We start from the raw sequence: 24560 nt of genomic DNA on the forward strand, positions 1-24560 counted from the left end.
CCGCCCATAGGTCGTCAAGCCAGCCGCAGGGGAATGGTCCCTGAGACACATGGAGACAGGTGGCGCGATCGGCGGCACAACGAGCAGGCGGCATTACAGGGCGCCGGCTGCGCGGGCTCTGTCGGCAACCCGATCGGACAATTGGCCCCATGCGCCTGGGCGCCTCGGCAAGCAACCCGGCGCGGTGCAGGCTGCCCAAATGGGGGCGAGTTGGCGTCGAGATTTCTCGCGCGCGGCACTGGCTCGACAAGACGACCAATCGGCAGCCGGCGCGGCCCGGAGCGGCGCGCGCGACCTGAGCGGCGGCACTCGAGAAACCGCCGCTCGGGCCCTGATCGACTATTCGCGCGCGAACAGCGGCTGCACTTGTGCCCATTGATCGGCGGTGCGGAAACCGCCGCGGCTGGTGTAGCTTTCGGCGGGGAATTTCATCCAGCGCGGCAGCCAGGTCTCGACCTTCTGGCGGCCATTCTCGCCCGCCAGGAAGTCGCGGATGATCTTCTTTTGCGTCTTGACCTTCTCGGCGACATTGCCATCCGCGACCAGCTTGCCGCCGACCTCGGCCAGCATCGAATTGGCGATTTCCTTGTCGCGCAAGAGGTCGAAGAACGCATCGTCCGGTTCCCACCATGCGCCCATATCCACGTTCAGATGGTTGCCGAGCGCCTCGATGACGGCGCTGCCGGCTGCAAGCGTCTCGGCCATGACAAGGGTGAGAACGCGCATGACATCGTCGTCGCAGAGCGCCAAGAGGCGGGCGAACACGCCGGCGATAGCAAAGGCGTCGCCATTGCCGCCGGCGACCACGCCATCCTCATCCGGTGATCCGAGCAGGGCCAACACCTCGCGCCGCTTTTTGCCGAATGCCGCTTCAGCCTTGCAGCCGGCAAGGCTGGCAGTCACCGTCTCGTTGGCTGCGCGCTGCGGCTCGGGGCGCACCTGCCAGAGGCCGGAACCGGTGATGGCGTGCGCCACCACGAGGCGCAGCGCCACGGCGGGATGGTCGAGCATGGCCGCACGCACGGCAGCATGGCGATGCAGATCGACATAGTTCTGCATCGGGCCGGTGAGTTCGGGGCGCGGCGGCTTGGCGGCTGTTTCGTCTTGCTCGCCGCCCTCGCGGGCGCGGCGGGCTTGCTTGCGTGACACCTAGCCCTCGTGACACTCGACCTCGCCGCGATACGTGACCGCGATGAAGACCTTGCCGCCCTTCTTCTTCGGGGTCTTCTCGTGGTCCCATGGGTGGAAATACTGGCCCGGTTCCAGCAGCACCACCTCGCTCCAGCCGTCGTTGAGATAGGTGTCGCGTCTGGCGGCAATCGCTTCGTTCTGCTTTTGCCAGAACAGGTCGGCATCGGCGAAATAGCTGTCCTCGCCGAACAGGTCCGAGGTGATCAGGCCGGGATACTCCTCGATGGCAAACAGCGCCACCTTGGTGGAAATCGACTGGCCGTCGAACAGCCATTGCTTCAATTGATAGCCACGCGGCGCGTATTGATCGGGATCGGCACAGAGTGCCAGCCAGTCCTTCTGCTGCGCCTTGGACGCCATGGTGAGATGGCGCACCGTCTCGGCGTCGATCTCCTCGCGGCGATAGGCTTCGCGGATTTTGGGCAAGAGGTCGCCAAGCGCCAGAATGCGTTTGACCTTCAGGTCAGTGATGCCGAAGGTCGCAGCGATGTCTGGAACGGTGCGGCCTTGCCTGACGAGCCGCGAAAACGTCTCCCATTGCGATACTTCGTCTGGATCGAGGCGGGCGAGGTTTTCGATCAGCGAGGCTTCCAGCGCATCGGCGTCGTCACCGTCCTCCATGATGGCGCAGGGCAAGGGATCGCCTTCGCCGCGCTCGTCGGCAAGTGATTTCGCGGCGAAATAGCGCCGCCTGCCGGCGACGATCTCGAAGGTTTCCGGCTGTCCGTTGGGCCGCACAAGGAGAGGCACCAGCACGCCGCGCGCACGCACGGAGGGCAGGATGTCGGATATGTCGGGCGCGCGTTTTCCATGGCGCATGTTGAGCGCGGAAATGTTGAGCTGATCCAAGGGAATGTGGGCAAGCTGCATGGTTACTCTCCTTTCGCTTTGGTTGAGGTTGTCCCCGCCGCAGAGGCCGAAGGCCGGCGCGGCGGGACGGTTTTTGCGCCTATCGGCGCTGCTGTTCCGCCGTGTCGGGCGGAAGCTCGGAATGGGGCTTTGAAAGGGCGTCTGCTGCCTGCCGCAGAAGTCGCTCGGCCTCGGTGATGTGGCGGCAAATGCGGGCGGCTTCGGCATAGACGGAGAGCGGAAAGCGCGCCTGGAAATGCAGGTCGCGCTCTATGCCGAGGCCAAGCGGACCTTTTACGGATGCAAGCTCGGCCAGACTGACGCTGCCGAGTTCGGGGAAGCCGAAGCCGAGATCGCAAAGGCCGAACAGCGTGTCGCCATCGGCGTCGAGTTCGGTCAAAAGCCACGTCGCGGCACCTGGGGGATTAAACAGTTTCACAACGGGAAAATGGTCGATGTCGGCCTCGGCGGCGCCATTGGCGAGCAGTCGTGCGCGCAGTGGATCGGTGATCAGGATCATGGAAAGACTCCTTGTCAGAACAGGTCGAGTTGATTTCTGCTGGCTTCATCGAAGAGGCCGATATCGAGCGGCTTTTGCGCCGCGCGCGGAGACATCGGCGCGTCCATCAGGAGGGTGAGCCGATCGCGCGTGGTGATCGGCCGGACACCGGGAATGAGCATCTGCTCGCCTTGCGGCGTCGGCTCGCTCGCGGTCAGTTGAGGATCGCGCATCGTCATGCCGCAATCCCTTCCTGCGCCTCGCCTTCGGCATCGGCCTGAAGGCCAAACAGGAAATCGGCGGCCTTGGAAGCAAGACTGGCGGCACGGAAGATGGCGCGATTGTCCTCGCGCAGCACCTTCAGCCATGAGCCGATGTAATCGGCATGACGCACGGTCGGCTCGATACCGAGATTGCTGCAGACGAAGGCGGCAGTGATTTCGGCGACCAATTCTTCACGCGCGTAAGCCTTGGAGCCGAACGAGCCGGAGAGGTCGCGAGCAAGCCGCGTCGGGTGGCCGGTCCAGTGGCCAAGCTCGTGAAAGCAGGTCCGGTAATAGTCGATCTGGTGATGGAACGCCGGCTGCGGCGGCACCTGAATGTGGTCGCTGCCCGGCATGTAGAAAGCGCGATCGCCGCCGACCCTGAAATCCGCACCGCTGGCGCGAATGAGCGTCTCGGCCTGCGGCACGATCTCGCACTGAGGCAGCGGCTCGGCGGCGGCATAGAGGTCTTCCGGAAGATTATCGCACTGCGCGACATTGAAGACGGTGAAGCGCTTCAAAAAAGGCACGGCCTGTGGTTCATCGCCCTCGTGGCGTGCGCGCTCCTTCTCGTCCTTGGGGACAAAGCGGTCGGCATGCACGATGGTCGTGCCGCGCTCGCCCTTCCTGACGTTGCCGCCAAGGACGAGCGCCTGCCGGAAGGTGAGCCAGTTCTGGCTGGGATAGCTGCGCTCGATGACCGCGCCCCACAGGATGAGGATATTGATGCCGGAATAGGTGCGCCCAGAGGATGCATTCCTCGGCAGGCCAAGGCCTGCCTTTGCGCTGCCCCATGGCTTGACCCATGGCACGGTGCCGCGCTCCAGCTCGGCAATGATGCGATCGGTGATCTCCTGATAAAGGCTGGCGCTGGGGCGCCCGCCCTTGCCTGCGCCAGCCTCTCCGCTGGCGGAACGCTTGCTGTTTGCATGCATCGTCTCATCCTCCGCTCGCCAATCGCCGCGCCTTTCCCCGGAAGCCGGGTGGGCGGCGAGTCGCGACCGGAAAGGCCCGCCGTGGGAGGCGGACCGCATCCGAAGGACCGGAACGAAGAGGAGGACCCTGAGCGGCACGCGAAGGGTTGCGGGCTGCCGCGGCGGGCCTAGAAGGGAGTGCCGCCCACCCCGCGCCACCGGGAAAGGCCAACAGACAAACCGCGCCGCCCGCAAGGGCGGCGGCCGTCACAGCCCGAAGGGCTGCCCACGCCAAGGGGCGAAGCCGAATGGCCGCAGACCGCCTGAGCTTGCCGAAGAAAAGCGGGCTCGGTTCACGAGCACCTGGTGCGCGTCGTCAGGCGCGCGGGCGCCCGCCAGGACGGCAGGCTGGACAGATTTTTCGAACGGATCGCGATAAATACTTCAAATGAATGCTGCACCGAAAACATGTGCGATGCAGCATTTTCGCAAGCATTTACCACGGACGCTCAGACCCGAGACTTCCGCCACCCAGCCTTGCGCGCGGCTTCCTCCGAACAAAACCAGCGCTCGCCTTTCAACAGGTTGATGCGCGTCTCCCAGTAATATTCCTGTCCGGGAACATGATAGATGCGCTCGCCCGTGTTGTAGCTGACATTGGCTTTGATGTTGCAGCCGAGAGCGGCAGGGCCGATTTCGAAGGCAAGAAAGCCAGCCAGGATTGTTCCACCAGCAACGATCTTTGCCCACAACGGAACGTCCTTCGAACGATGGCGCTCGCCATACCTGCGACGGTTGTACCGATTGTCTTGATAGCGATGGTTTCCCACGCCCCTTCTCCCCGAAGAGAGAATGCAGCGTTTGCAGTCTGGAGTCTATAAGTCTGGCCTAATTCACCGGTCCTGTTCCGAACCATTGAATGAACGGCGCATCCTTACCCGTGATATCCTTCACCGTCTTCAACAGCGCTTCATGGGTGCGTTGGAGAGCCCGGTAATGGTCGCTGCTAGGTGATAGAAGCGGCTGGACGATGCTCTGGTGCAGCCGTTCCGCCTCCGCCAGAAAGCGCTCGATTTCAGCCTGTGAAAGCTGCCTGGAAAGTTTGGTACTAGCCATTGCGATCTCCGTTGAGGAATCGCCCCACCTAGGATTATCATCCTATATCGGCATGGCTTGGTAAAGACCCACCCGCAGCGGAATGGCAGCTTGCCGAAGAAAAGCGCGCTCGGTTCACGGCACCGGCGCGAGCCGTTAGGCGCGCGGGCGCCCGCTAGGACCGCAGGCTGGACAGAATCTCGCACGGATCAGCGTCAAGCGCCGCAGTTAAGTCGAGAAACTCGATGACATCGAGACGCCGCTCTCCACCCTCGTACTTGGCCACGAAGGATTGGGGACGATCAAGCTTCTCGGCCACCTGCGCCTGAGTCAGGCCTTTGGCCTTGCGCAGGGAAACCAGCTGGGCCAGAAACCGCTGGTGGCGGGGCGAGCGAAGAGATTTGGGCATGTAGGCGAACCGGTCGGGTAAAGACCGGATCAGCGACTAATCCCGGTTTCGGATTATCCCATTTTGGGATATGCTGCGTTGCATCCAGCGCTCAACAGCCGAGGCTCGCAACAGGCATGAATCGATCAATGGGAACAGATGAGACTCGAAGCTCAACTCTGTGTGACGAAGTCCCCTGGTCGGATAACCTCACGAGCTACGACAGGCAGCATTTCACGATCTACCTGCGGATCCTGGATGCCTGCGCCGACAATGCCAGCGAAGAGGAGATGGCCGATCTCATTCTCGGCATCGACCCGGCCCTTGAACCGGTCCGCGCCCGCAAGGCTCTTCGCAGCCATATCGACCGTGCGAACTGGATTGTGACGACTGGCTACAAGGAACTGTTCGCCGGCTGACGCACAGCACGGACTGTCATGCTCTTCAAACAAGGACGTTCAGATACCCGCCATTCATGAGCGCACGGCCGCGAGAGACGGCGCGGCGGGAGCGGTCACAACTGGTTCGCGTGCTGTTTGACTGCCATTTCCAGTGCTTGGCTCAGAGGCACAGCCTTGGAGAACAGGAAGCCTTGAGCGGTTCGGCAGCCAAGCTTGTGCAGGGTTTGCCGATCCGCCTCTGTTTCGACGCCCTCGGCCATGACCTCGATCCCGAGCATGTTACCGAGATCGATGACCGATTTGACAAGCAGTCGGTCCTCTCGGGACTTGGCCAAGCCGCGAATGAAGCCCTGGTCTATTTTGACCTTGCGTATCCGACTGTCCTTGAGCGATGCCAACGTGGAAAAGCCGGTGCCGAAGTCATCGAGCGCGATGGAAATGCCGGCATGTGAAAGCCGTCCGAGCTTTTCATCCACTCTGTCCGGGTCAACCGGGGATTCTTCGGTAATCTCGATCTCGAACATCGTTGCAGGGAGACCTCTTGCCGCCAGACCATCCAGAACCATGTCGTCGATATCGCCGGCTTCCAGTTCGCGCGGTGAAACATTCATCGCCACACGGAGATCACGACAGTCAGCTTTCACCAAGCCGTCGATAAAAGCACAACAGTCGGCGAATACGGTTTGCGTCAGCAGCTGAAGCATTCCGGTTTCGCGTGCAGCTGTGATGATTTCGGGTGGAGAGATGGCACCATGAGTCGGATGGGACCACCTCAGCAAGGCTTCAAAGCCGACCACAGCCTCGGTGTCGAGTTTCACGATCGGCTGGAACCAAGGTTGCAAGCTTCTCGTCTTTATCGCCGAATGAAGGTCCCGTTCGACGGACTGGCGGCGTTGCAGTTCCCTGTCGAGTTCGGCATCGAACAGGCAAAATTCGTTCCTGCCACGACGCTTGGCCGTATAAAGGGCGATATCCGCCCGCAACAACATTTCGGTCAGGCCCGGGCTTTCCGCCAGGTATATTCCTATTGATGCCCCGACCCGGACGGACGCGACCTCGATATAGGGGCGGGCAATTTTGGCTATGATATTGGAGGCGAGATCACTGGCAGAAAGCGAAACCCTCGTTGAGGGAAAAAACAGCACGAATTCATCGCCGCCGATACGAGCGAGCGTTGAGCCTTCCGGTGCTTCCTCCTCTATGCGGCGGGCGATCCTGACAAGCAGTTCATCACCGGTCCTGTGACCGTAGGTATCGTTGACGGATTTGAACCCGTCCAGGTCAACCAGCATTGCCACGAAGGGGCCATCCGCGGTCTCGAACCGTCCGATAGCGTCTTCGAGGCCACGCCTGTTGAGAAGGGCCGTCAGGTGGTCCTGCCTGGAACTGGCCTTCATCTCCGCCGCAAGCCGCTCGGCCTCATGCCTCAGGCGGCTCGCTTCGCGGAACCGTGCTTGCCCAACAAACGAAGCTCGAACCAAGCCGCCCATGAAGAGCAGAACGGTAAAAGCCAGAATGTAGTCTTCAAAATTGCCTTTCGCCAAAAGGCAACCCACCGTGATGAGGAGCGGAGGTGTGATGAAGTTGATCGCCGCCGCGGCATACGAACTGCCGTATGTAACCGCACCAGCTGAAATGCCCGCCAGAATGACCAGATGCAGCGGTGCTTGAGGTGTCGTGTATCCAACAGTCAGGACGGCCAGGAAGGACCAGGCAAACCCTGCCAGAAGGGCAAGGATGCCAAACCAGCGAAGCCTCGGCAAAACCCCCACTAAACCGTCATGGCGCCCCGTTTCCTTTAGCTGATAACGCGCGAGTGCAAGGCGGGCGGCATTTATCGCATTGACGACCAGGAACCAGATTGCAGCGGCAAAGCCGCTGCCAGAAAGGGCGTGCACCGCCCAAATCAGGCCTGACAGGATACCGCTTATCGGCATCGACACGAAGAGGCCGGTCCTCAGGTCAGCAAGCTGATCCTGACGGATTTTGGCCTCCAGCGTGTCTACTTTCTTCGGGGCCATGGACGGACCAGCTTGCTCCCATCGTTGTTCGCGAGGACAAGCTTACGCAGGCCCACTGAAGGACGGGTTAACTATCCAGCGGGGGTAACCAGTGCGCTCACCATGTCTTCGGGGCGCACGTCTGCTCTTGGCCTTGCCGTCTGACCATCGAGCTCTTGCCCGCACGCGTGCCTTGATCCGAATCATCCCAGGATCGGCAACGTCACCATGGAAGCAGCCCTGCCAACGGTATCAACGCGCCCGGCGAGACAAAAGGAAGCCGGGCCGAGATAGCGTTCCAGAGCGGCAGCGCTGCCTGCGATTCACCGCCTGAGCATGGCCGAAATGCCATGGCGGATAAAGGGAAGATATTGGGCAAAGCGAAGCCCTGCATGTCTTGCAAGCCGTGCCGCCGGGTGCTCGCCTGAGTAGAGAGCGACAAGCGCATTCGTAGCATGATAGAGCGGTGCCGCCGACAGACGCAGCCGGCTTTCGTATCTGCCGAGTATGTCGGGATCAGCAATGTCGCGGCGCTCGCGACATGCCGCCAGGATTCTATCGGCGAGTTGCTTCTGGCCACTGAGGCCGATGTTGAAGCCATGCGCGGTCACCGGGTGCATGCCGAGGGCAGCATCGCCGATCAGTGCCGCACTCGGAGCCCAGAACTTGTGCGCCCAGGTCGTGACCAGCGGATAGGCATGGCGGGTGCTTGCCAAGGTCATCTCTCCGAGGCGTCCTCGACACCGGCTCGTCGATTCCATGAGGAACAAATCGTCGTCGAGAGCAAGCAGTCTGTCGGCCTCGCTTGAGCGCAAAGTGAGAAGCAGCGACGACACGCCTTCCATGAGCGGCAACATCGCTATCGTCTGATGGTGATCGAACCATTCGACCGCGATCTGGTGATGGGCGCGCTCGTGCCTCACCCGGCAAATCAGCATGGAGTTGCCAAGCCGATTGATGTCGGCGCCAATGCCGAGCAGGTCGCGCGTCGCGGACAAACGCGAATCCGCTGCAACGAGCAGCCGAGCGGCCAATTGCCTGCCATCAGAGAGCGTTATGACTGCTTCTTTGTGGCTGGTTGTTGCATTGACGACCGAGCGGCCGCACAGCAGCTGGGCATGATCCTGGAAGTGGACAAGCTTGAACAGGGCGTCGCGGATGCGACAATTTGGGACCAGAATTCCGAGTGGTTCCCCAGATCCGCTGGGAGAATCGAAGCTCAGGGCGAAAGGGCTCGATCCGTTGAGCACGCGCGCGCCTTGTAGCGGTGATTTGTCCGAAGCGGGGATGGCATCCCAGGCGCCGAGCTCGCGAAGGATTCCAACCGATGCGTGGGTCAGCGCGATCTCGCGACCGTCGAAAGCCGGATTCGCCAGGCTTTCGAGCGACTGCCGTTCAACCACTGCCACCTTGAGTCGGCTCTGGGCAAGCGACGCGGCGAAGGAAAGTCCGACCGGCCCGGCTCCGACGACAATAACGTCGAATCTATCGACAGAGCCGGCCATCAGCGTGCCGCCATTGCGTCGGCTATCTGCGACGAAGGGCACTGGAACGCATCGCAATCGATCCACGGTTTGCGGCTCATCTCCCCAAGCGTCTCCACGCGACCTAACCGTCCGTTAGACATCCGTTCTCCGTTCAAAAATGCTCAATAAACCATGCCTATGAAGAGATAACCCTGATGTGGATCAACCAGGCTCGATAAACGCGGCAACGGCGGGTTCACGGTCGACTGGTCGATCGCCACGCCATGGTCTGGTCAGGTCATCATGGAATGGCCGGCTTCCCGTTCGGTGCGGCCCTTTCCTGGCCGAAAGTTCGGCAACGTATTCTGGCTGATCCGTTCGCACCCGTCGCGCGCCGAAATCGGCATGACGCGAAGCAACCGCGGAAAATATTCGAGCGAGTCCTCGCATGGCAGGCTGGGTCAACTGCGCGGCTCGTCGCGGTCGATCAGGATCCGCTCGGCGGCGCCATCGAGATCTTCATATTGGCCGCTCCTCAAGGCCCACAGGAACCCGGCCAGCCCAAGCGCTCCGAGGAACAGGGCCACAGGTATGAGGTAGGCGAGCGTCGTCATGAGGATTGTGCCAGTGCGCCAATGTCGGAGCGCCTGTCATGTCGGGCATCTTGCACCGATGCATGTGACACGAAACCTTGCAGGCGTAGCGCATTGCCGATGACCAGGAGGGAGGAGGCGGACATCGCGACCGCCGCGATCAGTGGCGTAACGTGCCCCAGAATGGCGACCGGCACGGCGATGCCATTGTAAACGATCGCGATGGCGATGTTCTGCCGGATCAGCAGTCCGGCCTTCCGCGAAATGTCTAAAGCAAGTGGGACCGCCAGAAGACTTTGACGCAGGAACACGAAATCCGCGGCGTTGCGACCGATATCCGCCGCCGTGGCCGGAGCGATCGAAACGTGTGCGGCGCCCAATGCAGGCGTGTCGTTGAGCCCATCGCCGACCATCAGCACCTTGTGGCCAGTTCGCGTCAATGCTTCGATGTGTTCGACCTTCCCGAAGGGAAGCAACGCGGGAACGAAGCGCTCGACGCCCAGCGCTTCCGCGACTTCGCCGCAGGCAGCTTCTGTGTCGCCCGACAGCATCTCCACCGACACGCCGGCGCCGTTCAGTTGCTCGATGGCCGCCTTGGTATCGGCACGCAGCTCATCCTCGAAATCGAAAGTCGCGACAATGACCCCGTCCTTCGTCAGAACGGTTCCGCCATAGCCTTGTTTGCCTTCGCCGACGGTGCGGGCTTTCCACTCACCCCATCCGCGGCGACCCAGCCGCCAGGTACTGCCCTCGGCGATGGCTTCGATGCCGAAGCCCGGATGCTCGCTGACGGACGCGAGTTTCGGCCGGCCGGCAAAGGCTGCATTGCCACCGATTGCCTTCGAAAAGGGATGGCGGGAATGCGCTGCCATCTCGGCCGCCATGGCGAGCATCGTCGGATCGATGGACGGCGCATTGATCAGCCTGGGCAGTCCGAGCGTAAGCGTGCCGGTTTTGTCGAACAATGCCGTGTCGATCCCGGCCAGGCGCTCCATGGCGGAGCCATCCCTGACCATGACGCCGCTTTCAAACAGCCGCCGCGCAGCGACCACCTGCACGATCGGCACGGCGAGACCGAGCGCACACGGGCATGTAATGATCAAAACGGCGATCGCGATTGTTATTGCCCGGTGCCAGTCGCCGGTCGCCGCCATCCAGCCGAGGAACGTCACAAAGGCGGTGAGGTGGACCACGGGGGCATAGAGCGCGGAGACGCGATCGGCGATCCTGCGATGGCGGGCGCGGCCGCCCTCTGCCGCTTCCATCAGCCGAACCATTTCGGCCAGGAAGGAATCCTTCGCGGCGGCCGTCGCCTCGATGGTCAGTGGACCGGTGAGATTGAGTGTACCGGCCTGGACCTGCGCCCCCGGGCCCACCGTTCTGGGCGTGCTTTCCCCGGAAACCAGGGAACAGTCGAGATCCGACGCCCCGCCAATGATCCTGCCGTCGATGGGCACCCTCTCGCCGGCCGCGATCAAGAGCTCCATTCCCGGTTCGATCTCGCCAACCGGCAAGTAGTCGCGCGAACCGTCCTCGCGCAGCACCATGGCGCCGCGCGCCGCCAGCCGAGCCAGTCCGTTCACGGCCGTCCGTGCCCGTTCCCGCATCACGTGATCCAGCGTGCGGCCGATCAGCAGAAAGAACAGCAGCGACACCGACGCGTCGAAATAAGCATGGTCGCCATGGCTGATCGTCTCGTAGAGGCTCATGGCGTAAGCGAGCGATACCCCGACCGCGATCGGCACGTCCATGTTCATGCGGCTGTGGCGCAGCGCATTCCAGGCCGAGCGAAAATAGATGCCGCCGGCGAAAGCGAGCGCAGGAATGGCAATCAAGGCAGAGACCCAATGGAACAGGTCGCGGGTCGCGCCTTGCGCGCCGGACCAGACGGAGACTGATAGCAGCATGATGTTGCCCGCCGCAAACCCGGCGACCGCGACGGCGCGGATCAGTTCCGAGAGCATCTTGTCCTTCCCGTCAGCCTCGGGATCGAACAGGTGCGCGCCATAGCCCAGCCGTCCAAGTGTGGCGACGAATGGCGGAACCTCGTCGCCGCGCCACCGGACCGAAACACGTTTCGTCGAAAGATTGACACGAGCGCCTTCGACGCGATCCAGCTTGCCGATCGCCGTCTCGATCGTCTGGATGCAGGCGGCACAATGCACGGCCGGCACCGAGAGGTCGGTCTGGCGAAGATTTTCGCCAATCGAGCGGCTCGCCAGTCTGATTTCCTGGCCAGAAGGCCGGACGAGTGCGACCTTGTCCAGGTCCAGCGCCATTTCGGCGCCTGGCGCGCAGCAGCTCATTGCAGCGCTCCATCGGAGATCATGATCCTGCGCACGTCGCGGAAAGGTCTTGCCAGACCGGCATCGGCGTCGATTTCGACGATCCACACACCGTCCCTTGGGATGTGCTGCAGTACAAACTCCTGGCCCGAGGCGGCGGCGAGCGTGATGGACTCATCTTCTTTCTCGTAAGCGGGATGGCGAAACAGCACTTTGACGCCATGCAAGGGAACCGCCTTGCCGGCGGCGTCGGTGACGCCATAGCGGACCTCACCGCCTGCGATGGTCAGTTTGCCAGTCCAGCCGAGGGCTGCCTGAGCTCGCCCTTGCTCGGCCTTTTTGTTGAACTGCTGGCTCGCCACATAGGTGTTTTCGACGACAAGGCCGGTCCAGCTCGTGTTGGCGAGCGTCGCCATGGTCAGATTGACCGCTATGACCACGCCGAAGAAGCCAAGGATGGTGAACAGCATATGCCTGCCGGTGAATTCGCGGGATTGTCGCGAGGTGTCGCTCATCTGGCGCTCTCCGGTGCGTTGAAAGTGGCCGTGTATTCGTCCGACTCGAACGTTGCCTTGTTTTCGACCCGGAACTTGAAGCTTTGCGCTGCACCCCGAACCTGATCTGCCGGCTGACGCACGAAAACCTTCAACATCTTCAGCCGGTCGGGTTCGACCTGGATCGCAAAAGAGCGATCGGCGGGGAGGTCGACACCAAGGATGCTCATCTCTGCGCCTGGCAAACCCCCAATGCTGACGACGATCGTTCTTGGTTCGGGGATCATGTTCAGCAGCTTGACGGTATAGCCATTGCGGATCGAGCCGTCGGACAGCGTCACGAATTGTGGATTGCGATCGTGCAAAACATTGATTTCGAGCCGGTCGCGCGTCAGCAGCGAATAGAGCAGCGCGAGACCGACCGCCGACCAGGCGCCCATGTAGATGAAGGTGCGCGGGCGAAAGATCTTGCGGATATGGAAACGGGCCACCTTGTCGGAGAACAGGCCGTCAGCGCTCCTGACCAGTGACGGGTTGACTGAACCGGAGCCGCCCGGGGTCGCCAGCATCATATTGGCGTTGTAGTCGGCCAGCGTCGCATAGGAAATCAGTCCGCGCTCCCTGCCGAGCTTGTCCATGATACCGTCACAGGTATCGATGCAGAGCGCGCAGGTGATGCATTCAAGCTGCTGGCCATCACGAATGTCGATCCCCATCGGGCACACCGCGGCACAGCCATTGCAGTCGACGCAGTCGCCCACGGGCTGCCCGGCGGCAAGGACCCTCTTGGCGTGACGCGAGCGCGGTTCGCCGCGCCAGTCATTATAGGTGACGGTGAGGGAATTCTCGTCGAGCATGGCCGCCTGGATGCGCGGCCATGGGCACATGTAGGTGCAGACCTGCTCGCGCATCAGCCCGCCGAACGTATAGGTCGTCGCCGTCAGCACGGACACGGTGATGTAGGCGACGGGGGCGGCGGTGCCGGTGAAGAGTTCCCCAAGCAGCGTCGGCGCATCGGCGAAATAGAAAATCCAGGCGCCGCCGGTCAGCACCCCTATGACCAGCCAAATGGCGTGTTTCGATGTTCGCAGCACGAGTTTGCGCGCAGTCCAGGGACCGGCATCGAGCTTGATGCGCGCGTTGCGGTCGCCCTCGATGGCTCGCTCGACGACCAGAAACAGATCGACCCACACGGTCTGCGGGCAGGTATAGCCGCACCAGGCCCGGCCGACGGTGGATGTGATCAGGAAAAGGCCGACACCGGCCATGACCAGCAGGCCGGCGACGTAGTAGAATTCCTGCGGCCATATCTCGATGAAGAAGAAGTAGAAGCGGCGGTTGGCAAGATCGACCAGCACGGCCTGGTCAGGGGCAAATGGCCCGCGATCCCACCGCAGCCAGGGGGTCAGGTAGTAGATCCCCAGCGTGATTGCCATCACCGACCACTTGAAGCGGCGGAAACTGCCAGAGGCCCGGTTCGGGAAGATCTTCTTGCGTCCGGCATAGAGCGGCTGACGGGTCTTGGCGGAGTTGACCGCATCGGCTTCGAGCCGTTCTATTTGCGTGTTATCGAGCACGAGAAGCTCCAGTCACCAGCGACGATTTCGCCGGAAGCCCGACCCATCGGTTTCTGGATGATGCCGAGGCCCGGCTCGCGCCGGGCCTCGTCGCTTGGCGGTTGGGGGGAGGACGAGAATAGGCTTGCGTTCCTATTCTCCGCCGCCAAGCGAATGGACATAGACCGCGAGTTCCTTGACCTTGATCTCGCCGAGACGCCCGATCCAGGCCGGCATGACGCCATGCCTCGGGGCGCGGACCTGCGCGGCGATGGCTGTTTCGCCAGACCCGTAAAGCCAGATCGCGTCGGTCAGGTCGGGTGCGCCGAGCTCCCTGTTGCCCTTTGCATTCTCACCATGACAGGCCGCACAATTCTCGGCGAAAACATTGGCGCCGAGTTCGATCAGGCTTGTGTCCTGAACAGGATCGGAGAGGCTTGCGACATAGGCGCCGACCTGCTTGATCTGATCCGTCGTGATGATGTCGCCAAAAGCAGGCATTTCCGACAGGCGCGTATCCGGGTCTGATGCGAAGCGGATGCCGTGCGCAATCGTCTGCTGGATCTGTTCGGCGTTGCCACCCCACAGCCAATCGTCGTCGTTTAGGTTGGGAAAACCCTTGGACCCTTGAGCGCCCGAGCCATGGCACTGCACGCAATTGACCTTGAACGCGGCGCCACCTGCGGCGACCGCGAATTCGCGTAGTGTATCGTCGGCAGTAATCTCGGAGACGGTCTTCGCCTGAATGGCAGCGACATATTTGTCCTTGGCCACTTCGGCCGACGCCAGTTCATTCTTGACGTCTTTGCGGCTCGAATACCCCAGCACACCCCTGGTCGCGGAAGTCAGCATCGGCCATGCCGGATAGACGACGGTGTAGCCGATCGCCCAGGCAATGGTGATGTAGAAGGTGATGACCCACCAGCGCGGAAGCGGGTTGTTGAGTTCCTTGATGCCGTCCCACTCATGGCCGGTCGTCGAGATGCCCGAAACCTCGTCGATATGCTCGCTGCCCATGATCAGTCGTCCTTGAGAGGAATGTGAGCGGCTCTCTCGGCTTGCCTGCGGCTGCCGGGACGAAATGCAAAGGCAACGCATCCGAGGAAGAAAAGCGCCATGGCAAGCAGGCCCCAGCTGTCGGCAAACTCCCGCATGAAATTGTAGGTCATCGCCATTCTCCTCAGCGGTAACCGGCGGCTTCGTCATAGGTCCTGAAATCGACCAGCGTGCCGAGCATCTGGAGATAGGCGACCAGCGCATCCATTTCGGTGACCTGCTGCGGATCGCCGTCGAAGTCCCCGAGCTTGGCCTTCGGATAGCGTCTCTCCAGGCCCGATGTGTCGGCGTTCGCATCGGCCTGCGCCGTGAGATCGGCATTGGCATGAGCGATCATGTCGTCTGAATAGGGCACACCGACACGGCTGTTGGCGATCAGATGCGTCGAGAAATCCTTCACTTCGATCCGTGTGTCCTTCAGGAAGGCATAGCCCGGCATGATCGATTCCGGCACCACGGAGCGTGGTTCGGTGAGATGCTGGACATGCCATGCGTTGGAGTAGCGGTCGCCGACCCGGGCGAGATCCGGCCCCGTGCGCTTCGAGCCCCACTGGAACGGGTGGTCGTACATCGACTCGGCCGCCAGGCTATAGTGGCCGTAGCGCTCGACTTCGTCGCGGAATGGCCTGATCATCTGGCTGTGGCAGAGGTAGCAGCCCTCGCGCACATAGATGTTGCGCCCGGCGAGCTCGAGCGGCGAATAGGGCCGCATGCCTTCGACCTTCTCGATGGTGTTGTCGAGATAGAAGAGCGGTGCGATCTCGACGATGCCGCCGACCGTTACGACCAGCAGGGACCCGAGGAGAAGCAGTGTGGCGTTCTTCTCGATGACCGCGTGTCTGTCCATCAAGCCCATTTTCTGGCTCCTGATCGCACAGGCTGGAGGGCGGGGATGGAGCGCGGCATCGGATCCTCCTCGCGCCGGTAGCCGAGGATGGTCATGGCGATGTTCCAGGCCATGATGAGGGCGCCCGACAGATACATCGCGCCGCCGATGGCACGCATGATGTAGTAGGGATGCATGGCGGCGACGGTTTCGGCGAAGGAGTAGACCAGGAAGCCCTGCTCGTTGTATTCGCGCCACATCAGGCCCTGCATGACGCCGGAGACCCACATCACCGCGGCGTAAACGACGATCCCAAGCGTCGCCAGCCAGAAGTGCCAGTTGACGAGCCGCAGCGAATAAAGCCGGTCGCGGTTCCATAACTTCGGGACCATGAAATAAATCGCGCCGAACGAGATCATGCCAACCCATCCGAGCGCGCCCGAATGGACGTGACCGATGGTCCAGTCGGTGTAGTGCGAGAGCGAGTTGACGGCCTTGATTGACATCATCGGGCCTTCGAAGGTGGACATCCCGTAGAAGGCGATGGCCATCACCATCATACGGATGATCGGGTCGGTGCGCAGCTTGTCCCAGGCGCCCGAGAGCGTCATCAGGCCGTTTATCATGCCGCCCCACGAGGGCATCCAGAGCATGATCGAGAACACCATGCCGAGCGTCTGGGCCCAGTCCGGCAGGGCGGTGTAGTGGAGGTGGTGCGGCCCGGCCCAGATGTAGAGAAAGATCAAAGCCCAGAAGTGGATGATCGACAGCCGGTAGGAATAGACAGGCCGGTTGGCTTGCTTGGGCACGAAATAATACATCATGCCGAGGAAGCCGGCGGTGAGGAAGAAGCCGACGGCATTGTGACCGTACCACCATTGCGTCAGGGCGTCCTGTACGCCGGAGAAGGCTGAATAGCTCTTGGAGCCCAGGAAGGAGACCGGCATCGATAGGTTGTTGATCACATGCAGCATCGCAATGGTCACGATGAAGGCAAGGTAGAACCAGTTGGCGACATAGATGTGCGGTTCCTTGCGCTTTAGGATCGTGCCGAGGAACAGGATGAGATAGGCGACCCAGACAATGGTCAGCCACAGGTCCACATACCATTCGGGCTCGGCGTATTCGCGGCTCTCGGTTATACCGAGCAGGTAGCCGGTTGCCGCCATGACGATGAACAGCTGATAGCCCCAGAACACGAACCAGGCGAGATCGCCGCCGAACAGCCTGGCACGACAGGTCCGCTGCACGACATAAAGTGACGTGCAGATGAGTGCATTGCCGCCGAAGGCAAAAACCACGCCGGAAGTATGCAAAGGCCGCAGTCGGCCGAAATTGAACCAGGGCTGGATGTTGAGATCGGGGTAGGCGAGCTGCAGGGCGATGACCACGCCGACCAGCATGCCGACGACGCCCCAGAATACGGTGGCGATGGCACCGTAGCGGATCGGCCCATCCATGTAAGCGGCGGGGTCGATCGGAACTGCCGGCTTGAACTCCGTGTTGCGCAACAGAATCGCAGTGAAGCCAGCCACGGCGAAGAACAAAACCCACATATGGCGGCGAAAAGGTTCATCTACGCCGAAGCCGGCAGCCACCAGGGCCGCAAGCGCAAACAGGCTTAGAAGGACGATCTCTGTGCCGAATTTCATCGCAAGCCCCGATTTCCAATTCCGGCGGGCGCCAAACCGCAGTGCCTTATTGCGCAGCCGTGGCCTGCTCGCCCTGATCCATGTCAGAGCCCCACGATTTTGCTTCGAGCAGCATCGAGTTCGGTGCGATCAGACTGTGGCGATCGAATGTGGAAGCGTAGCACCGGCCGCCGCCCTTATGGACAGGCCCGGCGTCCCCGGTCGGGCCGGGTATGGAGGCGATCGCGGGCGTGTGGGAAGCGCGCCTTCTGTGACGCTGAAAAGTAGGCCGATGCCTTGCCGAACGTCGATCGTTTCAATGCCTTGGGACATCCAGCGCCAGCGTTGCGCTGCCTTCGTGACATTCACGGTTCGGGGAGACGGCGATTTTCCCCTGCGTATGAGGCGTATTGACTTCGGCCGAGTGCAATCCTGCCTGGAACAGCCGGTTGCACGTCGAGCACCTCGAGATGGATGCTTCTCCGACGAGTTGGCCGAAACGCACCTGGCTCATGCGATCGGATGGAGAGCGGGCTGTCGCTATGCGACTTCTTCTAAGCCCAACGCGAGCATGCCCTGCCCCGAACGAAGTAAGTGACGTAGGCCATGCAGCTTCGGTGTCATTCAAACGGCGGTTGCGCCTCGGCCGCCGCAGCGCCGTTCCAGCCGGCTCATGCTGTCCACGGTGACACGGCGGTTGTTCTCGATCCGAATCACGCCGTCCATTCTCAGGCTGGTCAGCTGACGGCTCACGGTCTCGTTTGTAATTCCAAGGAAATCAGAGATGTCGGCACGCGTCATCGGCAGCTCGAAGCACGCCGACCTAGCCGCCGGGTCAACACTGGAACCGATGTTCCGGGCGATCATGAGGAGAAAGCTCGCCACCTTCTCCGGTGCGGTCTTGCGCCCCAGAGTCACCATCCATTCGCGTGCCTCGTCGAGTTCGTTCAGCGCCTGCTTGAGCAGGCGATGCACAAATTCCGGTGATTCCTTCATCATCCGTTCGATGGCCGCTCTCGGAAACGAGCATAGCGAGACAGCTGTTGCCGCTTCCGCATTGATCGCGCTTTTTATCTTGAAGGGCCGTCCCAGAAAATCCGGCGCGAACTGGAGACCGACGATCTGCTGGCGGCCGTCCGAAAGGCTCTTCGTGAGCTTCACCACGCCTGAAAGCACGTTTGAATAACAGTCGACCGCCTCGGCGTCGCCGATCAGTTCGACCCCCGGCTCGATATTGTGCCGCGACGACGTCTTGGCGAGCTGAGCCAAATGGTCTGGTTCGAGCGCACCACAGACACCGCGGTGCCGTGCCTCGCAAGACAGGCAAAGAACGGGAATGCCGGAACTGTGAATGTCCTGCCGTAATGTCATTCGATCGCTCTACCGGTCCAGTGCGGGCAGGATAGCAATCGACGGTAGAAAAATCCTTGCGGCAGTTTGTCCGTGCTGAACGTTGATCGAAATCAGGGCTTAGGCTCATCCAAGCATCCACAGTTCCGGCGACGCAAACACGGTGGACCACGACATGCGACTGGAGCTAGCTGCCAGACTTGGCGAGAACGTCCCGCGCTATACCAGTTATCCGACAGCGCCGCATTTTCATACAGGCATTGATGCTGCAATTTGTCGTGGCTGGCTGCAGGCGCTCAACGATGGCGATGAGATCTCGCTCTATCTGCACATCCCGTATTGCGACAAGCTTTGCTGGTTCTGCGCTTGCCATACCAAGCAGACACGCCACTACGAACCAGTGACCACATATCTGCGCTCACTGGATGCCGAGATCGCCACCGTCTCCAGTCTTGTCGCAGGCAAGGGCCGCGTGCGTGCCGTCCATTTCGGCGGCGGTTCGCCAACGATGCTCAAACCGGAGGATCTGGTGGCGCTGGGAACCGTCCTGCGCAACAGCTTCACGTTTCTTCCCGGTGCAAAGATCAGCGTTGAGATCGAACCCAATGATATGGACGATGCCCGCCTCGATGCACTTGCCGAAATCGGCATGACCCGTGCGAGCCTCGGCGTCCAGGATTTTGACCCGAAGGTGCAAAAGGCAATTAACCGCGAGCAGAGCTTTTTGCAGACCAAAGCGGTAGTCGACGGCGTTCGTTCGCGCGGCGTCGAATCGGTCAATCTGGACCTGCTCTACGGCTTGCCACACCAGACCAGGGAGAGTGTCGCCTCCACCGTCGCGCAGGCACTGGCCCTGGAACCGGATCGGATCGCGCTTTTTGGCTACGCCCATGTGCCGTGGTTCAAGAAACATCAGACGATGATCGACGAGGCATGGCTGCCGGGTCCGGCGGAGCGGTTTGCCCAATCGCAACTGGCGGCGCGGGCGATCATGGACCAGGGATACGAAGCAATCGGGCTCGACCATTTCGCCAAGCCGGGCGATGCCCTCGCGCTTGCCGCCCGCGCCGGAACACTGCACCGGAACTTCCAAGGCTACACCGAGGACCGCTACGAGACCTTGATCGGCCTCGGACCATCGTCCATCAGCCAGTTTCGCCAGGGCTATGCACAGAACATGCCTTCGACCGCCGAGTATGGGCGCATGGTCGAAGACGGCGGGCTGGCTGCGGTCCGCGGCATTGCGCTTTCCGAAGACGACCGCGTTCGCGGCTGGATCATCGAGCGATTGATGTGTGACTTCGCCTTCTCGGCGATTGAGCTGGTGGAGCGCTTTGGCGAAGCCGGCCAAAGACTTCTCCTCAAGGCGAGTTCCACGGCCCTCCAAGATCCTGCGCGGTTGCTTGAACTTGATGGTGACCGCTTCGTCGTGCCTGCGGAAAGCCGGCCCTTTGTCAGGAGCATCGCGGCAAAGTTCGACAAATATTTCGAAAGTGGAACGGCCAGGCACTCAGCGGCAGTCTGAGCACCGCAGAGGAACGGTCATGGGTTCTCAATCGATCGTGAACCGATTGCGCTACGAGTTTCACTGTTGATCGGCGACCTTCGTGGCGAGACAGGATTCGGAGCGGACCAGACGCGTCTTGGCATAGCGACGATATCGTCCGGTCGTGCCTTCCGGCGCCGTATTCCATTTCGCAGTCCCTGAAGCGCCACGTCGAGTCCGGCCTCTTTTCTGTATCGGAAGCAGTCGACAATCGTCTTGGCCAGATCATGGTTGTCGGCCGACAGCTCCCTGCGGCCTTGCAACGAGAATCCGCAAGGACCGTGCCAGCTGCAGCAGGCGCCGCCACATCGCAACACCATACTATTCCACCCGTGGTTCGCGCTAACCTTTGATTGGTTCGCGCCAGGCCGACGCCCGTCGAAACCGAGCTCGGCAACAATCCGAATCGTAAGCGGCTGGCCACGCTCTTGGTGCCAGTGGCAGAAGTCCGCAAGCACCCCGGCAGCGCCGTCAAGCGTGGGACAACCCGTCCACCCGAATCCGTCGGCGCAGTTTATGTAAAAAGCGGGCCTAGGCTAGACGGCTCTCTTGTTACCCCAGAGCATAACGTGCAGCTGCGGCAGCACACGGGCTTCGAACCACCTGTCGCGGGTCACGCTATCAACCAGCCACTCCATGCGCTTCAATATTCCGTCAAGGTCGACAGGCGCGTCTTCATTTGCGGGGCGTGGCGGCGTGTGATTGCCGGGTTGCAGATAGATCGGAAGTCGCGGAAATCTCGCAGCGGCGTCTTTCGCGTAGGCGTAGTCCCTTTCGTCGAAAACAATGAGCTTGAGCACGACTTGCGGCCTGCCTTGTGCCGCCTGGAGGCACGCCTCGATAGCGGCCCAATCGGTCGTCATTTGGCTTGACGGCGGCTTTGGGCTGAGGACTAGCACGTCAAGGTCGGCAAACCAGTCCTTGGCCACCGAACCTTGGGTTTCCAGCGCAAAACGGTAACCTTCACCATGGCCTCGCTCGATGAGCGCGCCGAGCGGCTGGATGGCCGGATTGCCGCCTGACAGCGACACCATCAGCGGGCGGCCACCGGAAAGCGCAAGCACGTTTTGCCACACCGCGCCAATGGACATCATCTCCCATTCATGGCGGAATTGATTGTCCACCGCATGCAGGCTGTCGCACCAGGAACAGCGATAGTCACACCCGCCGGTTCTGACGAAGACCGTCGGCAAACCGATGAGCACGCCCTCGCCCTGGATCGTCGGCCCGAAAATCTCACTCACGCGGATTGCGGGATGCGTATCGGTCATGGCCGGTATTCCGCCCAGGTTTTCGGCGTTTCGCTCACCCGCACGGCCGAGGTTTCGCGCAGGCGTGCCTTGCACCATTCATAAAAATGTCTGGCCAGATATTCCGCCGTGACTTGCTCATGTCCCAGCACGTCGTTGAGATGTCGGTGGTCGAAGCTCTCGTCGATGTAGCGTTTGAATGGCGCCAAATCGTGATAGTCGCGCACGAAGCCGTTCTCGTTCAGTCCATTCGCTGAAAGCTCCACTTCAACGATGTAGTTATGCCCGTGCAGGCGCGCGCATTGGTGATCGGGTGGCAACGAGGTGAGCTGATGCGAGGCTGAGAAGTGGAATTCCTTGGTGATGCGGAACATTACGCGGTCCTCCTTCGCAGCGCATCGAGCCAGAAGTCGGAGTCCTCGTAGTCGGTGGGGTCCGGCTGCCCAGAGAGATGAAACGCCTCGCGCCGCTCGACACAGGTCCCGCACCTCCCGCAGTGACGCTCGGCGCCCTTGTAGCAGGACCAGGTCTGCGCAAATGGCGTGCCGTATGCTGCTCCATTCCTAACAATGTCCGCCTTCGTGAGATTCACATAGGGTGCATAAATGCGAATCTTCGCGTAGCCGTCGAGCGCGTGGTCCTGCATCATCTGGAAAGCGTCGATGAAGGCCGGACGGCAGTCGGGATAAATGAAATGATCCCCACCATGCACGGCCGTCGCCACCGCGTCAGCGTCGTGGGCTGCGGCGAAGCCGAAGGCAATGGCCAACATGATGGCGTTCCGGTTCGGCACCACGGTGACCTTCATCGTGTCTTCGGCGTAGTGCCCGTCGGGCACGTCCACATTATCGGTCAGCGCGGAGCCGGAAAGGCCGCCGCCGATCTCGTGGATGTCGATGATGCGGTGCGGGACGCTCAGTCGCTCCGCGCAAAGGGCGGCGAAGCCCAATTCCTTTCTATGCCGTTGGCCGTAATCGAAAGATAGGAGGCCGGCGAGTTCGTGCTCCGCTGCCACCTTGTGAGCAAGGGTAACGGAGTCCAATCCGCCGGAGCAGACGACGAGAGTCTTCATTTTTGGGTCCTTGTTTTAACCGGGTAGGCTGCGACCGGAGATTTCTCTGCGCTCCCAGTACTTCACGAAATCCATTTTGTGAAGTGAACGGGGGACCAGTTTCATGCGCTGACGTGCAGCTGTGTGCAAGGCGCCCTCGCGGTGAGCCTGCAAGGAACACTGACTAGCGAAACGTCACGCTTCAGCGGAATGCTCAAAGGCGAGCGCACCAGAATAAGCTCTGCAGGAGGTCCGGACCTTCGTAAACAAAGTTCTCGACGATCAAGCGCCCAGCGGTCCCGAGCTTCGAGGGACGCCACCGCGAGGGTTTCAGGTACAAGACGGCCCGAGGATGGGCTTGCCGCAAAGAACGGATTTACCAGTGGGATGTTCAGCGACGCCGATGCAGATGTCTGGAATGATCACGACATCAATTGTCGCGGCAACTTTGGCTGGCCTGCTCCTCGGGTTCCGTAGATCCAGCGCATTCCGCTTCAGGATCGGTTCGAACCGGAGCACGCCCTCGGTCAATGGACGACCGGCAAACCCTGAAAATGATCGTCGTGAGCCGACATCTGTGAACAAGCGGTGTGGTCGATTGCTATCACCCATGTGTTGCGCGCAGGTACCTTATGGCAGTGGATGAACTGGATTTGATGGTTTTACAGCTGGCGGTCGAAAGCGTCCGCTCGCTCTCCTTAAGCTTCGCTGAAAAGGCCGCCGAGGTAGCCACCAGGAGCCGCGGCATCCTGCTTTTCGACGTGCGGGTCGACGGTGATGCGGGGGTCCAGCGGGTCGCAGCCATCCGATATCAGGGCGACCAGATCGGCGTGCTGGCGTTGGACAGACAGGGCCTTGTTACCCACCATTGCATCGTCAACGGTACGTTCTCACATTTCATTGCGCCCTTGGAGAACTGGCACAGCATGCCCCTGTCGATGCAGGCCAAGATCGATGCCAACGGCCATGCCAGTCTCTTCCTAGGGGCCTTGCGAAATGCCGGACATTTGCTGGGCAGCTAGCATTTGGCCAGAATGCATCTGTGAATTTTTGCATGCGCATCGCTGCCGACAGTGCCGGCATGATTGTCGTGCTCGAAAACGGCTGCGGCGATCGCGGCAAAGCGATCGCCGCGATGATGGCGATCTACGCGTGGGCGTTGCATCGATGCGCGATCGTTTAGACAGAGGTCTCCGCCTGGCATCGAGCAACATGCACGGAGGTACGCAAAGCGCAAATGCATCAAGTATTTGAAGGGACGAGCCCCTCGCGAAAATGGAGCTTGCGCTGCCGTTGTCGTCCCATCGTGCCCCCGAACTCGGGGGCGTGACGATCGACCACGATGGCCTATTTTTTTGCAAAGCCGAATGTCCCGATTCCGAAGCCAAGGAAAAAACTCCGACCACAGCGAAGAATAGTAACAACACGGGCGACGCAAGCCGCCTTGCCCTCTAGCAGGGGAGGTGCTTGCGGTGCTCTCACCGACACAAGATCGCAAATGGCACGTGGGTGAGCACCAGAACTGGCGACACGCATGGTGATCGGCTTGACTCGCTGGAGGAAGCACAAGGCCTCAGTGGGCGGAGGCGCCAGCGACGGTCGAATACTGGCTGGCTGCTCGGGATCTGATCGGAAATGACGTAGGATTTGGTTGCTTAAGCCGATCCGAACCATTTCCCGGAGACCACACCCACCATGAACGATCTTGCGCTGCCGCTGAGCGGTTTGTCATCAGTCGGCGGCAAGTCCGTCCTCGCCCGTTTCGACGGCGGCATGCTGTCGTCCAACAGCGGCGTTCTGGCCTTGGCCGAGGTGGAAAAGCGGTTGCGGGTGGCCGAGCGTCTGGCGCGTTGCAT

Annotated in this window: 26 protein-coding genes and 1 pseudogene; 5 read left to right on the top strand and 22 right to left on the bottom strand. The window is 61.2% G+C overall.

Annotation, left to right across the window (positions count from 1 at the left end; genetic code table 11):
• Positions 1-339 precede the first annotated feature (339 nt).
• The 8 genes from NKJ91_RS22835 to NKJ91_RS22870 all read right to left on the bottom strand — a co-directional run bounded on the left by NKJ91_RS22835 (position 340) and on the right by NKJ91_RS22870 (position 5220).
• Positions 340-1149, bottom strand: coding sequence for a hypothetical protein (locus tag NKJ91_RS22835; protein WP_352457374.1), 810 nt, complete (start codon positions 1147-1149; stop codon positions 340-342).
• Positions 1150-2061 (bottom strand): ParB/RepB/Spo0J family partition protein, encoded by a 912-nt coding sequence (locus NKJ91_RS22840; protein ID WP_352457375.1) that lies wholly within the window; start codon positions 2059-2061, stop codon positions 1150-1152. It abuts the gene before it with no gap.
• Between the two features lie 79 nt (positions 2062-2140).
• Positions 2141-2560, bottom strand: a complete 420-nt coding sequence (locus NKJ91_RS22845) for a DUF2958 domain-containing protein (RefSeq protein WP_352457376.1) — start codon at positions 2558-2560, stop codon at positions 2141-2143.
• A gap of 14 nt (positions 2561-2574) precedes the next feature.
• Positions 2575-2778: a hypothetical protein gene (locus tag NKJ91_RS22850; RefSeq protein WP_352457377.1), complete on the bottom strand. Its 204-nt coding sequence runs from the start codon at positions 2776-2778 to the stop codon at positions 2575-2577.
• The gene (locus NKJ91_RS22855; protein WP_352457378.1) at positions 2775-3737 is read right to left on the bottom strand and encodes an ArdC family protein; all 963 of its coding nucleotides are present in this window, start codon (positions 3735-3737) and stop codon (positions 2775-2777) included. Before NKJ91_RS22855 ends, NKJ91_RS22850 begins: the two co-directional genes overlap by 4 nt.
• A gap of 488 nt (positions 3738-4225) precedes the next feature.
• Positions 4226-4546: a sunset domain-containing protein gene (locus NKJ91_RS22860; protein WP_352457379.1), complete on the bottom strand. Its 321-nt coding sequence runs from the start codon at positions 4544-4546 to the stop codon at positions 4226-4228.
• Positions 4547-4604: 58 nt separating this feature from the next.
• Positions 4605-4832, bottom strand: coding sequence for a hypothetical protein (locus NKJ91_RS22865; protein WP_352457380.1), 228 nt, complete (start codon positions 4830-4832; stop codon positions 4605-4607).
• 154 nt (positions 4833-4986) lie between these two features.
• Entirely contained in the window at positions 4987-5220 is a 234-nt protein-coding gene (locus NKJ91_RS22870) for a helix-turn-helix domain-containing protein (protein WP_023679646.1), read from the bottom strand.
• A 116-nt stretch (positions 5221-5336) separates the two neighbouring features.
• Here NKJ91_RS22870 and NKJ91_RS22875 point away from each other — a divergent pair, with 116 nt between their 5' ends.
• A complete protein-coding gene (locus NKJ91_RS22875; RefSeq protein ID WP_352457381.1) occupies positions 5337-5618 on the top strand; it encodes a DNA -binding domain-containing protein in 282 nt (93 codons plus the stop codon).
• A gap of 95 nt (positions 5619-5713) precedes the next feature.
• On the opposite strand, the gene NKJ91_RS22880 is transcribed toward NKJ91_RS22875, so the two are convergent.
• The 11 genes from NKJ91_RS22880 to NKJ91_RS22930 form a co-directional block, all read right to left on the bottom strand.
• Positions 5714-7621 (bottom strand): putative bifunctional diguanylate cyclase/phosphodiesterase, encoded by a 1908-nt coding sequence (locus tag NKJ91_RS22880; protein ID WP_352457382.1) that lies wholly within the window; start codon positions 7619-7621, stop codon positions 5714-5716.
• 302 nt (positions 7622-7923) lie between these two features.
• Entirely contained in the window at positions 7924-9105 is a 1182-nt protein-coding gene (gene ubiM, locus NKJ91_RS22885) for a 5-demethoxyubiquinol-8 5-hydroxylase UbiM (protein ID WP_352457395.1), read from the bottom strand.
• Positions 9106-9527: 422 nt separating this feature from the next.
• Positions 9528-9680, bottom strand: a complete 153-nt coding sequence (ccoS, locus tag NKJ91_RS22890) for a cbb3-type cytochrome oxidase assembly protein CcoS (RefSeq protein WP_023679633.1) — start codon at positions 9678-9680, stop codon at positions 9528-9530.
• Positions 9677-11965: a cation-translocating P-type ATPase gene (locus NKJ91_RS22895; protein WP_352457383.1), complete on the bottom strand. Its 2289-nt coding sequence runs from the start codon at positions 11963-11965 to the stop codon at positions 9677-9679. Before NKJ91_RS22895 ends, ccoS begins: the two co-directional genes overlap by 4 nt.
• Positions 11962-12459 carry a FixH family protein gene (locus tag NKJ91_RS22900; protein WP_352457384.1) on the bottom strand — a complete coding sequence of 166 codons (498 nt, stop codon included), beginning with the start codon at positions 12457-12459 and terminating at the stop codon, positions 11962-11964. The genes NKJ91_RS22895 and NKJ91_RS22900 overlap by 4 nt, the downstream gene beginning before the upstream one ends.
• Positions 12456-14015 carry a cytochrome c oxidase accessory protein CcoG gene (gene ccoG, locus NKJ91_RS22905; protein ID WP_352457385.1) on the bottom strand — a complete coding sequence of 520 codons (1560 nt, stop codon included), beginning with the start codon at positions 14013-14015 and terminating at the stop codon, positions 12456-12458. The genes NKJ91_RS22900 and ccoG overlap by 4 nt, the downstream gene beginning before the upstream one ends.
• A gap of 132 nt (positions 14016-14147) precedes the next feature.
• Entirely contained in the window at positions 14148-15011 is an 864-nt protein-coding gene (gene ccoP, locus NKJ91_RS22910) for a cytochrome-c oxidase, cbb3-type subunit III (protein WP_352457386.1), read from the bottom strand.
• Between the two features lie 2 nt (positions 15012-15013).
• On the bottom strand, positions 15014-15163 hold the full coding sequence (locus NKJ91_RS22915) for a cbb3-type cytochrome c oxidase subunit 3 (RefSeq protein WP_352457387.1): 150 nt from the start codon (positions 15161-15163) through the stop codon (positions 15014-15016).
• Positions 15164-15174: 11 nt separating this feature from the next.
• Positions 15175-15906, bottom strand: a complete 732-nt coding sequence (gene ccoO, locus NKJ91_RS22920) for a cytochrome-c oxidase, cbb3-type subunit II (protein ID WP_352457388.1) — start codon at positions 15904-15906, stop codon at positions 15175-15177.
• Entirely contained in the window at positions 15897-17528 is a 1632-nt protein-coding gene (gene ccoN, locus NKJ91_RS22925; protein WP_352457389.1) for a cytochrome-c oxidase, cbb3-type subunit I, read from the bottom strand. Before ccoN ends, ccoO begins: the two co-directional genes overlap by 10 nt.
• 603 nt (positions 17529-18131) lie before the next feature.
• Positions 18132-18878, bottom strand: coding sequence for a Crp/Fnr family transcriptional regulator (locus NKJ91_RS22930; protein ID WP_352457390.1), 747 nt, complete (start codon positions 18876-18878; stop codon positions 18132-18134).
• 154 nt (positions 18879-19032) lie between these two features.
• Here NKJ91_RS22930 and hemN point away from each other — a divergent pair, with 154 nt between their 5' ends.
• Positions 19033-20382: an oxygen-independent coproporphyrinogen III oxidase gene (hemN, locus tag NKJ91_RS22935; RefSeq protein ID WP_352457391.1), complete on the top strand. Its 1350-nt coding sequence runs from the start codon at positions 19033-19035 to the stop codon at positions 20380-20382.
• 557 nt (positions 20383-20939) lie between these two features.
• On the opposite strand, the gene queE is transcribed toward hemN, so the two are convergent.
• The 3 genes from queE to queC are packed head-to-tail and all read right to left on the bottom strand — an operon-like array spanning position 20940 to position 22725.
• Positions 20940-21674 carry a 7-carboxy-7-deazaguanine synthase QueE gene (gene queE, locus NKJ91_RS22940; protein WP_352457392.1) on the bottom strand — a complete coding sequence of 245 codons (735 nt, stop codon included), beginning with the start codon at positions 21672-21674 and terminating at the stop codon, positions 20940-20942.
• Positions 21671-22027 (bottom strand): 6-carboxytetrahydropterin synthase QueD, encoded by a 357-nt coding sequence (gene queD, locus NKJ91_RS22945; protein WP_352457393.1) that lies wholly within the window; start codon positions 22025-22027, stop codon positions 21671-21673. The genes queE and queD overlap by 4 nt, the downstream gene beginning before the upstream one ends.
• Positions 22027-22725, bottom strand: coding sequence for a 7-cyano-7-deazaguanine synthase QueC (gene queC / locus NKJ91_RS22950; RefSeq protein ID WP_023679622.1), 699 nt, complete (start codon positions 22723-22725; stop codon positions 22027-22029). The genes queD and queC overlap by 1 nt, the downstream gene beginning before the upstream one ends.
• 611 nt (positions 22726-23336) lie before the next feature.
• Between queC and NKJ91_RS22955 the strand changes: the two genes are divergently transcribed.
• The 3 genes and pseudogenes from NKJ91_RS22955 to NKJ91_RS22965 all read left to right on the top strand — a co-directional run.
• A complete protein-coding gene (locus NKJ91_RS22955) occupies positions 23337-23726 on the top strand; it encodes a hypothetical protein (protein WP_023722055.1) in 390 nt (129 codons plus the stop codon).
• A gap of 32 nt (positions 23727-23758) precedes the next feature.
• Positions 23759-23887 carry a hypothetical protein gene (locus NKJ91_RS22960; protein WP_023722056.1) on the top strand — a complete coding sequence of 43 codons (129 nt, stop codon included), beginning with the start codon at positions 23759-23761 and terminating at the stop codon, positions 23885-23887.
• Between the two features lie 512 nt (positions 23888-24399).
• Positions 24400-24560: pseudogene (locus tag NKJ91_RS22965) on the top strand (IS1380 family transposase); the annotation flags it as partial.

Origin of the sequence: Mesorhizobium sp. M0040 (genome assembly GCF_040323505.1) — a bacterium.
Classification (GTDB): Bacteria; Pseudomonadota; Alphaproteobacteria; order Rhizobiales; family Rhizobiaceae; genus Mesorhizobium.